Here is a 13191-nt window from a genome sequence, read left to right as displayed (position 1 = left end):
TTATGATTGATTATGTGACTATTAAAGGCAAAGATATCAGGTCTTAACTGCCTGAGAATTGATCCTTTTTAACGTCTGTTGCTATAGGGTCAGTTTGTTTCCTTCTTGAAGGCTTAACTATTTATCTCGTTTATGTGATTTTACTCACTTTGACTTATTGCTGGAAAAAAGTTGTCCGAAATCAACATTTGACATTTCACCTTTTTTAATTTCCGGAATCTCAATAACCGGACAATCAAAACCATATTTTTTTAAATAGGTTTTAAAAACATGAATTGAGTCTTTTAAAATGAATTCGCTGTTTGCAGGAAATTTATTGTAGATTAATCCTTGAATTGGAATTTTTCTTTGTCTTGCAACTTCAAGACTAAGTAAAGTGTGATTAATGCTACCCAATTTCGATGATGTTACTAAAATCATCGGATATTTTTTCTCTTCCATAAAATCAAGAAGTGAATAGTCTAAAGTTATAGGTACATGCATGCCACCAACACCTTCCAATAAAAGATAGTCAAATTGGTTTTCAAGAATTGAAGTTGATTTTTCGATTCTTTTAATATCAATTTCCTGATTTTGCATTTTGGCTGCCAAATGAGGAGAAGCAGGGTAGTCGAATACATATGGACAAGTGGTTCCATCCTTATCCACATCTTGAATTTCGATTCCCATTATTTCACGGTGCATCAAAATATCTTCGGAGATTCCTTTGCATCCAGTTTGTGCAAATTTTTGCGTAATAACTGACTTTCCTTGATTCAGTAAATACTTGGCCATCAGACCTGTCGCAAATGTTTTGCCAGTATCAGTATCAATTCCTGCAATAAAATATGTTGGCATTATCGATTTTACTTTTTAGGTTTAGCAATAAAATATAATGGTTGATAGGTGAGAGGCACACCTAAATCGGTACCAAACAAATCTTGATAATCCTCTTCAAATTTCTTTAAATCGCTTTTAGTCCAAGCCTTTCCTGGTATTCCGTTTACCCCGGTTTGCTTCATATGGGTAAGAACTCCAAGAGGATTTGAGAAAAAACGAGTAATAATTTCCCTGTCACTCCAAAGAATTTCAAATTTTTCAGACAAAAGCTTTTCGTGTTTTCCAAATGACAGATAATTTAATCCTTTGCCATTCACTTCTCGTATTTCTCTGTAATTATCAGGTCCAAAAGTACTGAATACAAGTAAGCCTTCTGGTTTTAAAGCCTTGTGAATTTTTAATAAAAACCCATCTAAGTTATTGAACCACTGGAAAGTTGAGCTCGAAATTATTAGATCTAAAGAATCAGGTAAATCCATAGATTCAATATCTCCACCAAAAAACTTTATATCAGGATGAATGGAAGTAAGAACGTTTGAGTATTCCTCAACGATATCATTGGCATAGTACAAATCAGCGCCAAATTGTTGAAAAAACTTCTCTGTTAGAACAGCCGGACCACAACCAATTTCAAGAACTTTTGAGAATTTGCGAACAGGATGGCGTAGCAATTCATTCATCAATCTGGATGCGATAGCCTCCTGAACGATAGCATGTTTACGATAGGTTTCAATACTTTTCACGAAACCTTTTTGTACTTTGTCTTTATTAATATTTTGATGTTGCACTTTTACATTCCTTCATTAAATCATCCCACGAATCCCAACTGTAAAAACAAAAGTGAGGAGTATTCTCCTTAATAATAACATTTTCCTGCTCACTCCAGGCATTTTCTAAATTTTCAAATGGAAAAATCAGATCGTTTTTTCCCAACAATACAGAATCATATAAATTCCAGTCAACAAAATGATTTTGTATAACTTCCTGCAATATTATTAATTCCTCCTTTTGCTCATCTATACCGCGTTGCGGTAATTGCTCTTTGAACAGATCATACCCAACTTTACCGCCACACATTCGAAGCCAAAACTTATCAATTGTTCGAGAATTTAACCCATTGATAGTGCCTTGGAAGATTGCCGGCGAAATGCCTTTCAAATTGTCAATACCCTGTAAAGTCCCATTTATAGCTATTTTACTAGCGAATACATCCTTCCATTTAAAGCAAGTCATGTTCGCAACATAAACACCAAGCGACCATGCAACCAAATGTACTTCCTGATAGTTTTCAAAAAGTCTTTCAACTTCTTTCGGAATCAAAATATCTCGATAATCGAAACACATTAGTACATCAAATTCATTTGAATTTATAGATTGAAAAGGTGTTCCATCGCAACCCCATCCATTCATAAATAAAATGCATTTTTCATTCTCAGATTTGTGTAACCATTCAATTTTCATTGCAATAGTTCTTTATCAGTTCTGGCAAATCTTTAATATCCTCCCAATCCATATCTGCACAAACAGATATTCTTAGTCTTGCAGAATCTTTAGGCACTGCAGGTGGACGAATGGCGAATACCAAAAATCCTTTTTTTTGTAAATACTCAGCTAAATTAATGCATTTCTGACTGTCTCCAACCAAAACAGGAATAATATTTGAGCTTCCCATCGTAGCTATACCGGCATCTTTCAGACCATCTCTTAATTGATTAGATATGAAATGTAAATGCTCCCGTTCCATTTTCATTTTCACAATTGTTCGCAGCATGATGTAGTTCCAGCTAATTACAATAGGAGGTAGAGCTGTCGTGAAAATCAAAGAACGCATTTTATTGATTAAATACTCCTTTAAAATAGAATCACAAACGACAAAAGCTCCTACCGAATTCATTGCTTTTCCAAAGGTACCAACCAATAAATCAATATCATCAAGACATGATTTTTCTTCCGATAAACCAAGACCTTTAGTTCCTCTAACACCTAGGGTATGAGCTTCGTCAATATATAAAAAGCAATCAAAACGTTTTTTGATTTCGATTAGTTTTTCGAGATCTGCTTCATCACCATCCATGCTAAATACCGATTCACTAACAATAAAAACGCGATTGTAATCTTTTCGCTTTGTGTCAAGAATATGTGTTAAATGATCGTAATCAGCATGTTTAAACCGTACTTGCTCTGCACTGCTCAAACGTATGCCATCAATAATACTTGCATGATTCAATTTATCAGATATTATCAAATCATCCTTTTCAGCCAAGGCTGCTAAAATACCGATATTGGCATGATATCCTGAATTAAAAAATAGGGCAGGGCGACCATATAATTTTTCCAATTCATTTTCCAACAACACGTATTCTTTAAAATTACCTGTTAGCAGACGAGATGATCCCGAGCCAAAAGAATTCCCTTTTGGTCGAGGAATATTCTTTTTGCTAACTCCTAAATAATCATTAGACGAGAGATTAACCTTATATCCGTTTGCAGATATATTCTTTAGTGCACGAAAATTTCCAGATTCTTTAAGCATCTGCAGTTCCTCGTTATATTTGTTTAATTTTTGATCCATTTCCAGTTATTGTATTGCGATCACTTTAACTAAAGCTTTGCAAAGAAAAGATAAATCTCGTTCGGAGATAATAAATGGCGGCATAATATATACCATTTTTCCAAAAGGTCGCACCCAAATACCATTCTCAATAAATTGTTTCTGAATGGATGCCATATTTACTGCCTCTTTCATTTCAATTACTCCAATGGCTCCAAGAACTCTTACATCATTTACTTGTTTCAATTCTTTCGCTACTGCTAGATTTTCAATTAATTGTTTCTCTATTTCACGAACCTTATCCAAACATGATGATTCCAATAATAGTTTAATACTTGCAACACCAACTGCACAAGCTAACGGATTTCCCATAAAAGTGGGTCCATGCATAAAGCAACCGGGAGCACCTCCTGAAATTCCATCACTTATTTTTTTTGAAGTTAGAGTAGCGGCAAAGCTCAAATAACCTCCGGTAATCGCTTTACCGACACACATAATATCCGGAGAAATACCAGAATGTTCAGAAGCAAAAAACTTCCCGGTTCGACCAAATCCGGTAGCGATTTCATCGAGAATTAGCAGTATGTCATACTCATTACATGCTCTTCGCAGTTCCGTTAAGTACTGCGGATGGTAAAACTTCATTCCTCCAGCACCTTGAACAATAGGCTCTAATACAATCGCCGCAAGTTCTTTATGGTGTTTTTCAATCATATTTTGCATGGATTGAAAGGAATCAGGATCCCATTCATCATGAAAGCCACAAGTCGGCGATTCTGCGAAATAATTAATGGGTAAAATACCACTAAATATTTCATGCATTCCTGTTACAGGATCACAAACCGACATTGCATTAAAAGTGTCACCATGATATCCAGATCGAATACTTAGAAATTTATTTTTCTTTTGATTTCCTTTAGCGAACCAATATTGAAGGGCCATTTTCATTGCGACTTCAACCGATACTGAACCAGAATCACAAAAGAAAACTTTTTCCATTCCTTCGGGGCTTAACTCAACCAGCAATTTAGCTAATTCAATGGCTGGTTTGTGAGTAATACCACCAAACATCACATGCGACATCTGTTGTAATTGCTCTTGAATAGCATCATTCAAAACTGGATGATTATATCCATGAACCGCGCACCACCATGACGACATGCCATCAATAATCTCTTGACCAGAATCCAATGTGAGCCGCACGCCATTGGCCGAAACCACAGGGTAAACTGGTAATGGGTTGTGCATTGAAGTATATGGATGCCAAATGTGCTCTTTATCAAAAAGAAGATCGGATGACGTAATCTGTTCAGACATAGAAGTATTTTTCTTGTTAATTCTTCGTAAAACTAGGGTTTATCCCTTTAAACTTAGCCATATCTACTGTTTTTTACAACATGTATTTTGAGAATACACACCCCTTAAATGTTATTGGTTCGTTAAAAAAATAAATTTCCTTGATTTTTCTTCAATTTACTTTAAATTGCTCCAAATTTGAAATCTAAACACAAACATGAAAATACGAAAAATTGCCATTCTAGTAGGTTTACTTTTAACCTTTAGTCTAACATCAATAGGACAAAAGCCCTATGATCCTTCACTTAATGCGAAACAAGAAATAGCTAAAGCACTAAGTATAGCAAAAGTACAAGGGAAACATGTTTTACTTCAAATTGGAGGAAATTGGTGTCCTTGGTGTATAAAAATGCACACTTATCTACATACCGAAACTGAAATAACCAAGCTTTTAGATGACAATTATATCTTTCTTGAAGTGAATTACAGTAAAGAAAATAAAAATTTGGATGCTTTAGCGGAACTTGGTTATCCTCAAAGATTTGGTTTTCCTGTTATGATTGTATTAAATGGTGATGGTGAACGTCTTCACACACAAAACACGGGAAATTTAGAACAAGAAAATGCGTATAATTTTGAAAAAGTTAAATCGTTCTTATATAACTGGAGACCTGATGCTTTAAATCCGGAACATTATAATTAAATTAAAAGGGGTAAATTTAGACTATCAAGTCCTCTTTTATTTGAATAAAGAAATAATTGTACTTTCTTTGTATAAAATTCCGCGGTTTTAGGAATTGATTTAAGGATATAATTAATAAAAAAAGAAGATTTTATGACAATTTCAAAAGATAAGGTTGTTTCAGTTATTTATGAATTAAAAACTGATCTTTCAGGAGAGATTATTGAAAAAGCAGTAACAGAAACTCCACTTACATATTTATGTGGTGCAGGACAGATGTTAGAAAAATTTGAAGAAAAATTGATGGGCTTAAAAGTAGGCGATTCTTTTGATTTCAAATTGGACACAGAGGAGGCTTATGGTGAGGCATCAGAAGAAGCTGTTATTGATCTTCCTAAAAATATTTTTGAAGTAAACGGAGAATTTGATTCAGAAGTTATTGCTGAAGGAAATGTTGTACCTATGCAAGATAATTCTGGACGTAGAATGAATGGAATCGTTCTTGAAGTTACAGATGCAATTATCAAAATGGATTTCAATCACCCACTTGCTGGTGATGCTCTTTTCTTCAAAGGTGAAGTTATTGAGGTTAGAGATGCTTCAGAAGAAGAAATGAAAGAAGCATATGCTCCACAAGGAGGATGTGATAGCGGAAGTTGCGATGATGGCGGATGCGGTAGCGGATGTGGATGCTAATTCTTTTCTAAAAAGATATTTCAGCCCGAAAGCCTTTGGTTTTCGGGCTTTGTTTTTCTAGTCTTATAAATTATCTTTACTACTCATCTGAAAATATAGTTTAATCATGCGGAAAAAAATGCCTCTTTACGTGAAGATATTAATAGGAATGGGACTTGGAATTATAGCAGGTATGTTCGCTGTATATTTTGACTTGTCTGATTTCACCAATGATTGGATCAAACCATGGGGTAGCATTTTCCTAAATCTTTTAAAATTAATAGCGGTTCCTCTAATTTTCGTTTCGTTAATAAAAGGAATATCAAGCCTTTCCAATATCACAAAGCTTTCCAGGATAGGTATAAAAACAATTTCGCTTTATTTGTTATCCACAATTATTGCTGTCAGCTTTGGTCTGTTATTGGTGAATAGCATAGAACCAGGAAATACTTTTCCCGACCATAAAAAGATAGAGTTGCAGGAAAAATACAATGCAACAATTGACTTGAAAAAGGACCAGGCTTCTGAATTGAAGAATGAATCTCCTCTTAAATTTCTTGTCGATGTAGTTCCCTCCAACTTTTTTAAGGCCGCCACAGATAATTCTAAAATGCTGCAGATCATTTTCTTTGCAATTCTATTTGGTGTTGCAATGGTAATTTTAGAAGATAAGAAAGTTAAGATTGTAAGAGAGTTTTTTGATGGGATAGATGCCATTATTCTTAAAATAATAGACATCATCATGCTTTTTGCACCCTACGGTGTTTTTGCTCTCATTGCAGGATTAATAGTAGACTTTTCTGGTGATCTTGATTTATTTTCTGCCTTAGGGTTGTATGCAATCACGGTTATTTTAGGACTCTTGGTAATGATATTTGTAATCTATCCATTATTTCTAAAAATATTTACTTCAATTAAGTACACCGATTTTTACAAGGCTATTTCACCAGCTCAATTATTAGCTTTTTCAACTAGTTCAAGCGCAGCAACACTTCCACTAACTATGGAGTGTGTAGAAAATGATTTAGGAGTGGCCAATGAGGTTGCAAGTTTTGTACTGCCGGTTGGAGTTACAATAAATATGGATGGAACCAGCTGTTATCAAGCAATTGCTGCTGTGTTTATAGCCCAGGTTTTTGGTATAGATTTAGATATTTATGACCAATTGATAATTGTCGTAACAGCTACATTAGCTTCAATTGGAACACCAGGAGTGCCAGGTGGAAGTATCGTAATGTTAATAATTGTGCTAACATCTGTTGGCATCCCTATTGAGGGGTTGGCTTTAATTTTAGGTATTGACCGACCTTTGGATATGTTGCGAACAGTCGTTAATGTAACAGGAGATGCAACTGTAGCTACAATTGTAGCAAAATCAGAAAATAAATTAAATCTCACCCCAGTAGTTCAAGTCGAAAAAATCATGTCTGAAAAATAAATTAATAGAAAATTGAATTTTTGTTTATTTTTTTCTCGAAAAGAATGAACAAAAATAAACTTTATTTGTTTCTAGATTGAACCATTAAAAATAATGATATGAAATCGAGAAACAACAAATTTAGTTTGGGAGTATTCTTCCTATTTAGTTTTTTAGTATTCACAGTAGCTTGTACTGATGATGATGACGACAACACACAGCCCGTAGCTATGGAAGAAACCATAGTGGATGTAGCTGTTAGTAGCGCAGACTTTTCTATTTTAGTTGAAGCATTGAGTAAGGCGAATCTTGTAAATACATTAAAAGGTGCTGGGCCTTTCACAGTCTTCGCACCAACCAATGCTGCCTTCGAAGAACTTTTTACCACTCTTGGCGTTTCTGGCATTTCCGATCTTAGTGCTGAAACCCTAACTCCAATCCTTCTATATCATGTACTTGGAACCGAAGCCAAATCAAGTAATTTAAGCAATGGATATTTTGAATCATTGAGTTCCTACACCCCCGGAGATTATGCAATTAAAATTTTAGTTGATTTGAGCTCAGGAGTTAAATTGAATGGAACAACCAATGTTAGCACCGCTGATGTTATGGCTTCAAATGGTGTGATTCATATAATTGATAAGGTTTTATTGCCTCCAACTGTTGTTGATGTTGCAATTGCGAATGCTTCATTTACACATCTGGTTGCTGCTGTGGTAAAAGCCGATTTGGTTAATGCACTAAAAGGCGAGGGACCTTTTACCGTTTTTGCTCCAACAGATGCAGCATTTGAAGCCCTTTTTACAGATTTAGGAGTTTCTGGCATTGCTGATTTAAGCGCTGAAGCTTTAACACCAATACTTCTTGCTCACGTAGTCTCAGGAAATGTTAGAGCTGCAGATGTGAGTACAGGAACAGTGCCAACATTAAATCAAGATTTCGATTTAGATATTAATACAGAAGGATCAGGAGTAGTTCTGAATGGAAATTCTAATATCCTTGCAACTGATGTACAAGGAAAAAATGGAGTTGTTCACGTTATTGATAAAGTGATAGTTCCAGGCGCAAAAGAAGAGCCACAATCAATAGCCGATATCGCATCGTCGAACGCTGACTTTACAAGTTTAGTTGCTGCACTTGACAAGGCAGGATTAGTACAAACTCTAGATTCAGAAGGCACATTTACGGTTTTTGCTCCAACAAATGCAGCATTTCAGGATTTATTCAATACTCTTGGAGTTGCAGGAATAGAAGATCTTTCAGCTGATGCACTTACTCAAATTTTACTCTATCATGTTATAGGCAGCAAAGCAATGTCAACAGATTTAAGTAATGGCTATGTTGAAACATTAAGTACTGATAGTCCGGATGCAGATCCTGTTGTTGTAAGAATAGATGTTGATGCTAATGTAAAGATCAACAAAGATGCTACTGTAACAACTGCCGACATTGAAGCATTTAACGGAGTGATTCATATTATCGACAAGGTGCTTCTTCCTCCAAATGTAGTTGAAATTGCTATTGCAGATCCTACATTTGATTATTTAGTAGCAGCAGTCGTGAAAGCCGGTTTAGCTGAAACCTTGAGCGGAGAGGGCCCTTTTACAATATTTGCACCAACTGATGCTGCTTTCGAAGCTCTGTTCGCAGACTTGGGAGTATCAGGAATAGATGATTTGAGTTCAGAAACATTAACTCCAATTTTACTTTATCATGTTGTATCGGGAAATGTTCGTGCAGAAGATGTAACGACAGGAATGGTACCAACCTTAAATGAGACCAGTCAACTTGATATTGATACCAGTTCGGGTGTTGTAATTAATGGAAACACTAATGTGATTGCAACAAACGTTCAAGGAATAAATGGGGTGATACATGCAATTGATAAAGTTCTGTTGCCAGAGTAAAAACCAATAAAACCTGTAGGATTCCTGCAGGTTTTATGTATTTTTATTTAGTTTTACTGCTAAGAGGTTAATCTGTCTTGATAACTATAACATCAATTAAATGAGTCGATATTCCATAAAAGATCTTGAGCAAATAACAGGTGTCAAAGCACATACCATACGGGTGTGGGAGAGAAGGTATGGAATTATTCAGCCGCAACGAACTGAGACAAATATTCGCTTTTATTCTGATGAAGATTTAAAAAGGCTTCTAAATATCTCTATGCTAAACACTTCGGGAATAAAAATTTCACGAATAGCGAAACTGGAAAATATTGATCTGGAAACCAGTGTTTTAGAATTAGCAAGAAACAGTAGTGTCGAGGACACCAGCATTGATAAGCTTATATTGGCAACAATTAATTTTGATGAGAATCTTTTTGAATCAATATTAAATAGATGCTTGTTTGAAAAAGGCATGGAAGAAGCAACAACACAGATCCTTTTTCCTTTTTTTCAGCGAATTGGAATTTTATGGCAAGTTGGAACCATAAGTCCTGCGCAAGAACATTTTATTTCTAATTTGGTACGACAGAAACTCTTTGCAGCAATCGATTCAATCTCCAGTGCAAGACAAGAAAATGCAAAAAAAATAATATTTTTTCTAAAAGAAGACGAGCTTCATGAAATAAGTATTTTATTTTACAATTATATCGCTAAAAAAAATGGGGTGAAAACATTGTATTTGGGGCAAGATCTTCCCTTTGGGGATTTGCAAAAAGTGGTAAATGATTATAATCCAGATGGATTATTTACCTCTTTTATTTCTCCGATCACTCTTCTAGAATTGAATAATTACCTAACATCTTTAGCAGGGAACTTCAGCAAAATTGATGTACTTACAACAGGATTACAACTTAAGCAAGAGGATCTTACAGTTCCTTCGCACATTAAAATAGTATCATCTATATCCGATTTTAAAACATACTTAAAGCACACCAAATAATAAATACCTCCAGCTCTTATTTTAATAAAGTTTTAAAAACCTCAGATAAGCCTTTTAACAAAAGGATTCTGAGGTTTTCTTATTTAGAATATCCAACCAAAATTATTTCAGCTACAAAATAAATTTTGACTTTTGTTCATTCTTTTTGTAAATTAGTTAAACAAACTAAAAACAAAGAATCATGACAACAATCGAATTTAAAACACATATCCTTAGCCTTGATCAGCAATTAAAGAACTATGCATTCATGCTAACCTCAAATCAGGATGATGCATTGGATTTATGCCAGGACACTTTACTAAAAGCCATCACTTACAGAGCTAAATTTACACATAGTAATTTAAAGGCATGGATTTTTACCATCATGAAGAATACCTTTATCAATGCATACCGACGCAAAGTTAAGCAACGGGAATGGTTGTTGAATGAAACAAATAGCAATAGAGGTATTTTAAATGTAAGCAATGATAACCCCATGTCTACACAGAATTATAATGATATCGTACAAGAATTTAATAAGTTAGAGTCTTTTATAAGAGAACCATTTAAGATGTATTTGGAAGGCTATAAATATCGAGAAATCGCTGATGATTTGAATTTGCCTATAGGCACAATCAAAAGTCGTATTTTTCAAGGGAGAAGGATTCTAATGGAGAGTCTTAAAGAATTTGCAAACTAATTTGTAAAAAGATTAATTCAAATGAAATTTAAAGCTTCAGTTATAATTGAGAAAAAATTCCTTAAATGAGAACGCTGTTTATTAGTAAGTGTTTATTATCTTTGTGAACGAATAACAGTATCTTTCTGTTATACAACTTATTCAAAAATATAGATATGGCAAGTAGAAAACGCTTAAAAAAGGATATCGATTACCTTAGTTTTGAGGTAATTTCAGATTGCTACAATTATAATTATTTACATCCTGAAAATAAGGATCAAGTAATGGAGATTGTAAAGGATACCATTGTTTCCCGCAATAATTTAATTGCTCGTGTAAATCATCCTGATGGCAAAGACAATACTAAAATTGTAAAAGCTTACTACAAGGCTGTTTATACTGATTTGTTCAAAAATGTTGACGAATCATTTACAAAATTAAGTGATCTAATTAAGACGAAATAATTTCTTTCAAAAGATATTTCTGATAGCTTTGCGTACTGCAAAGCTTTTTTTATGCCCGAAGAAAAAATTGTACTAATAGAGGATGTTGGAGAAGTCCTCTTTAAGAAGAATAGACGATTCAAACGTTTATCTGTCCGAATTGCACCTAAAAAAGGAGTTTGGGTTAATGTTCCTTATGGAATAACCTATAAGGATGCTATCAGTTTTGCCAAGCAAAATAAAGCGTGGATAATTACGAATAAAGTTAAAACAGCACGAAAAGAAAACAAACAAACTCTTTTCACTCCAGAGATTACATTTAGAACGCACTTTCATCAATTAAAGCTTAGTCCTTCGGAAGTGAATAATTATTCGGCAAAGCTCTTAAATGGAGTTCTGGAGGTAATCTATCCGCTTACTACTTCTATTCAAAATGGAGATCTACAAACTTTCATACAAAATTCCATTACAGAGACTTTACGCAGAGAAGCAAATCACTACCTACCAATTAGAATTAAGGAATTAGCCACATATTGCGGGTTTTCATATAAATCAGTACAAATTAAAAACACAAAAAGTCGTTGGGGATCCTGCACTCATGATAATAAGATAAATCTAAACCTTCATTTAATGAGATTGTCTCATGAACTTTGCGATATGGTTATTCTTCATGAATTATGCCACACCAAAGTTAAAAATCACTCGAATGATTTTTACGAATTGTTGGCACTACATTGTTCTGAATTAACCAGAAAAAGAAAAGAAATTAAAAATTACTCAACAACCATATATTAGTATGAATAATGAAATCTACATTCTTGTTGGAATATGTGTTTTAACATTTATAATAGGGCATAAACTAAAACAAAAATTAAGCAAACCTGAGCCCCTGAAACATACAAAGAGAGGTAAAAAAAATTACAAAGAAACATCTTCGTCTTTCTCCACAAAAAAAGAAAAACTTAAAATTGTATTTCTATATACCGTGCTCGTTTTAATATTTGGATTGCTGATCTTTATGATTCCAGCTTTATCAAGAGATATCCTTTCAAACAAAGAAGTGGCTTACCCGAATTTAATACTCCGTATGTTAATTGTTGCATTTGCAACCTACATTTTATTTATGGGCTTCCTTAAACTAAGAAAACCTCCGGAAAATAACAATTAGTAATTCCCTTAAACTTAAAACGAGATTCAAGACTCAGCACATTGTATTTGTTCTTAACAATTCGAATAAATAAAGAAAAAACTCCCTTTTCATCCAGAAAGTAACACTACTTGTTGCAACTGAAATCAATACATTTGTTTAAGTGTGTGACACTTACGGTAAAATCCCATCCCTTTTAACCTTCTGAGAATTTAATATTTGTAAACTAATTGGGTATTGTTTACAAATATCATTTGAATTCCGAGGAATTCTGTAATCAACAGTTTTAAAATTCCATTTTCCATTTACAATTAGCAATTTAATAGAGTTTAACATTGTAACCTTTAGTAATTACAGATATATACTAAATGTAAACACTTAAAGAAATGCATCTTGTAACTAGTTTCACATTGTAATTTACAATGGTAATGTTATAACAAACACTATGCTCTGGATGTTAATTGCATTTACAAGTAAGGCGAGTTCTATTCGGCTTATTAAATAAAGACTATTAATACGTACTGTATTCTGAATACCAGTTCATTAAGATTTCATATTAAAGCTGTACTTTAAGTAATTGTTTACATATGTATAAGAATGACCTTAATTGG

Annotated in this window: 14 protein-coding genes; 9 read left to right on the top strand and 5 right to left on the bottom strand. The window is 33.9% G+C overall.

Features of this window, described 5'->3' with window-relative positions; translation table 11 throughout:
* Positions 1-144: 144 nt before the first annotated feature.
* From bioD to bioA, 5 genes are read right to left on the bottom strand one after another with little or no spacing between them, the layout of a single operon-like run.
* Positions 145-837, bottom strand: a complete 693-nt coding sequence (bioD, locus tag ALGA_RS20510; protein ID WP_096432486.1) for a dethiobiotin synthase — start codon at positions 835-837, stop codon at positions 145-147.
* Between the two features lie 8 nt (positions 838-845).
* Positions 846-1562 (bottom strand): malonyl-ACP O-methyltransferase BioC, encoded by a 717-nt coding sequence (bioC, locus tag ALGA_RS20505; RefSeq protein ID WP_162845501.1) that lies wholly within the window; start codon positions 1560-1562, stop codon positions 846-848.
* A gap of 25 nt (positions 1563-1587) precedes the next feature.
* Positions 1588-2280 (bottom strand): DUF452 family protein, encoded by a 693-nt coding sequence (locus ALGA_RS20500; RefSeq protein ID WP_096432482.1) that lies wholly within the window; start codon positions 2278-2280, stop codon positions 1588-1590.
* Entirely contained in the window at positions 2270-3391 is a 1122-nt protein-coding gene (locus ALGA_RS20495; protein WP_096432480.1) for an aminotransferase class I/II-fold pyridoxal phosphate-dependent enzyme, read from the bottom strand. The genes ALGA_RS20500 and ALGA_RS20495 overlap by 11 nt, the downstream gene beginning before the upstream one ends.
* Positions 3392-3397: 6 nt before the next feature.
* Positions 3398-4687: an adenosylmethionine--8-amino-7-oxononanoate transaminase gene (gene bioA, locus ALGA_RS20490; protein WP_096432478.1), complete on the bottom strand. Its 1290-nt coding sequence runs from the start codon at positions 4685-4687 to the stop codon at positions 3398-3400.
* Between the two features lie 196 nt (positions 4688-4883).
* Between bioA and ALGA_RS20485 the strand changes: the two genes are divergently transcribed.
* The 9 genes from ALGA_RS20485 (at position 4884) to ALGA_RS20445 (ending at position 12601) form a co-directional block, all read left to right on the top strand.
* Positions 4884-5369 (top strand): thioredoxin family protein, encoded by a 486-nt coding sequence (locus ALGA_RS20485; RefSeq protein WP_096432476.1) that lies wholly within the window; start codon positions 4884-4886, stop codon positions 5367-5369.
* A 132-nt stretch (positions 5370-5501) separates the two neighbouring features.
* A complete protein-coding gene (locus ALGA_RS20480; RefSeq protein ID WP_096432474.1) occupies positions 5502-6044 on the top strand; it encodes an FKBP-type peptidyl-prolyl cis-trans isomerase in 543 nt (180 codons plus the stop codon).
* 106 nt (positions 6045-6150) lie between these two features.
* Positions 6151-7461: a dicarboxylate/amino acid:cation symporter gene (locus tag ALGA_RS20475; protein WP_096432472.1), complete on the top strand. Its 1311-nt coding sequence runs from the start codon at positions 6151-6153 to the stop codon at positions 7459-7461.
* A 98-nt stretch (positions 7462-7559) separates the two neighbouring features.
* On the top strand, positions 7560-9347 hold the full coding sequence (locus ALGA_RS20470; RefSeq protein WP_096432470.1) for a fasciclin domain-containing protein: 1788 nt from the start codon (positions 7560-7562) through the stop codon (positions 9345-9347).
* 100 nt (positions 9348-9447) lie between these two features.
* Positions 9448-10332: a MerR family transcriptional regulator gene (locus ALGA_RS20465; protein WP_096432468.1), complete on the top strand. Its 885-nt coding sequence runs from the start codon at positions 9448-9450 to the stop codon at positions 10330-10332.
* A gap of 181 nt (positions 10333-10513) precedes the next feature.
* Entirely contained in the window at positions 10514-11011 is a 498-nt protein-coding gene (locus ALGA_RS20460) for an RNA polymerase sigma factor (RefSeq protein WP_096432466.1), read from the top strand.
* Between the two features lie 155 nt (positions 11012-11166).
* Positions 11167-11454, top strand: coding sequence for a hypothetical protein (locus ALGA_RS20455; protein ID WP_096432464.1), 288 nt, complete (start codon positions 11167-11169; stop codon positions 11452-11454).
* A 51-nt stretch (positions 11455-11505) separates the two neighbouring features.
* Positions 11506-12228 carry a M48 family metallopeptidase gene (locus ALGA_RS20450; RefSeq protein WP_096432462.1) on the top strand — a complete coding sequence of 241 codons (723 nt, stop codon included), beginning with the start codon at positions 11506-11508 and terminating at the stop codon, positions 12226-12228.
* Position 12229: 1 nt separating this feature from the next.
* On the top strand, positions 12230-12601 hold the full coding sequence (locus ALGA_RS20445; protein WP_096432460.1) for a hypothetical protein: 372 nt from the start codon (positions 12230-12232) through the stop codon (positions 12599-12601).
* The last annotated feature ends 590 nt before the right edge of the window (positions 12602-13191 follow it).

Origin of the sequence: Labilibaculum antarcticum, from assembly GCF_002356295.1 — a bacterium.
Classification (GTDB): Bacteria; Bacteroidota; Bacteroidia; order Bacteroidales; family Marinifilaceae; genus Labilibaculum; species Labilibaculum antarcticum.
Note: the sequence above shows the minus strand (reverse complement) of the source record. Positions and strands in the feature narration are given on the sequence as shown.

Bases quoted from the DNA above. Each gene is read 5' to 3' on its own strand.
- ALGA_RS20470 (WP_096432470.1), top strand. From the start codon at position 7,560: ATGAAATCGAGAAACAACAAATTTAGTTTGGGAGTATTCTTCCTATTT.
- bioA (WP_096432478.1), bottom strand. From the start codon at position 4,687: ATGTCTGAACAGATTACGTCATCCGATCTTCTTTTTGATAAAGAGCAC.
- ALGA_RS20500 (WP_096432482.1), bottom strand. From the start codon at position 2,280: ATGAAAATTGAATGGTTACACAAATCTGAGAATGAAAAATGCATTTTA.
- ALGA_RS20495 (WP_096432480.1), bottom strand. From the start codon at position 3,391: ATGGATCAAAAATTAAACAAATATAACGAGGAACTGCAGATGCTTAAA.
- ALGA_RS20460 (WP_096432466.1), top strand. From the start codon at position 10,514: ATGACAACAATCGAATTTAAAACACATATCCTTAGCCTTGATCAGCAA.
- ALGA_RS20480 (WP_096432474.1), top strand. From the start codon at position 5,502: ATGACAATTTCAAAAGATAAGGTTGTTTCAGTTATTTATGAATTAAAA.
- ALGA_RS20465 (WP_096432468.1), top strand. From the start codon at position 9,448: ATGAGTCGATATTCCATAAAAGATCTTGAGCAAATAACAGGTGTCAAA.
- ALGA_RS20445 (WP_096432460.1), top strand. From the start codon at position 12,230: ATGAATAATGAAATCTACATTCTTGTTGGAATATGTGTTTTAACATTT.
- ALGA_RS20485 (WP_096432476.1), top strand. From the start codon at position 4,884: ATGAAAATACGAAAAATTGCCATTCTAGTAGGTTTACTTTTAACCTTT.
- ALGA_RS20475 (WP_096432472.1), top strand. From the start codon at position 6,151: ATGCGGAAAAAAATGCCTCTTTACGTGAAGATATTAATAGGAATGGGA.
- ALGA_RS20450 (WP_096432462.1), top strand. From the start codon at position 11,506: ATGCCCGAAGAAAAAATTGTACTAATAGAGGATGTTGGAGAAGTCCTC.
- ALGA_RS20455 (WP_096432464.1), top strand. From the start codon at position 11,167: ATGGCAAGTAGAAAACGCTTAAAAAAGGATATCGATTACCTTAGTTTT.
- bioD (WP_096432486.1), bottom strand. From the start codon at position 837: ATGCCAACATATTTTATTGCAGGAATTGATACTGATACTGGCAAAACA.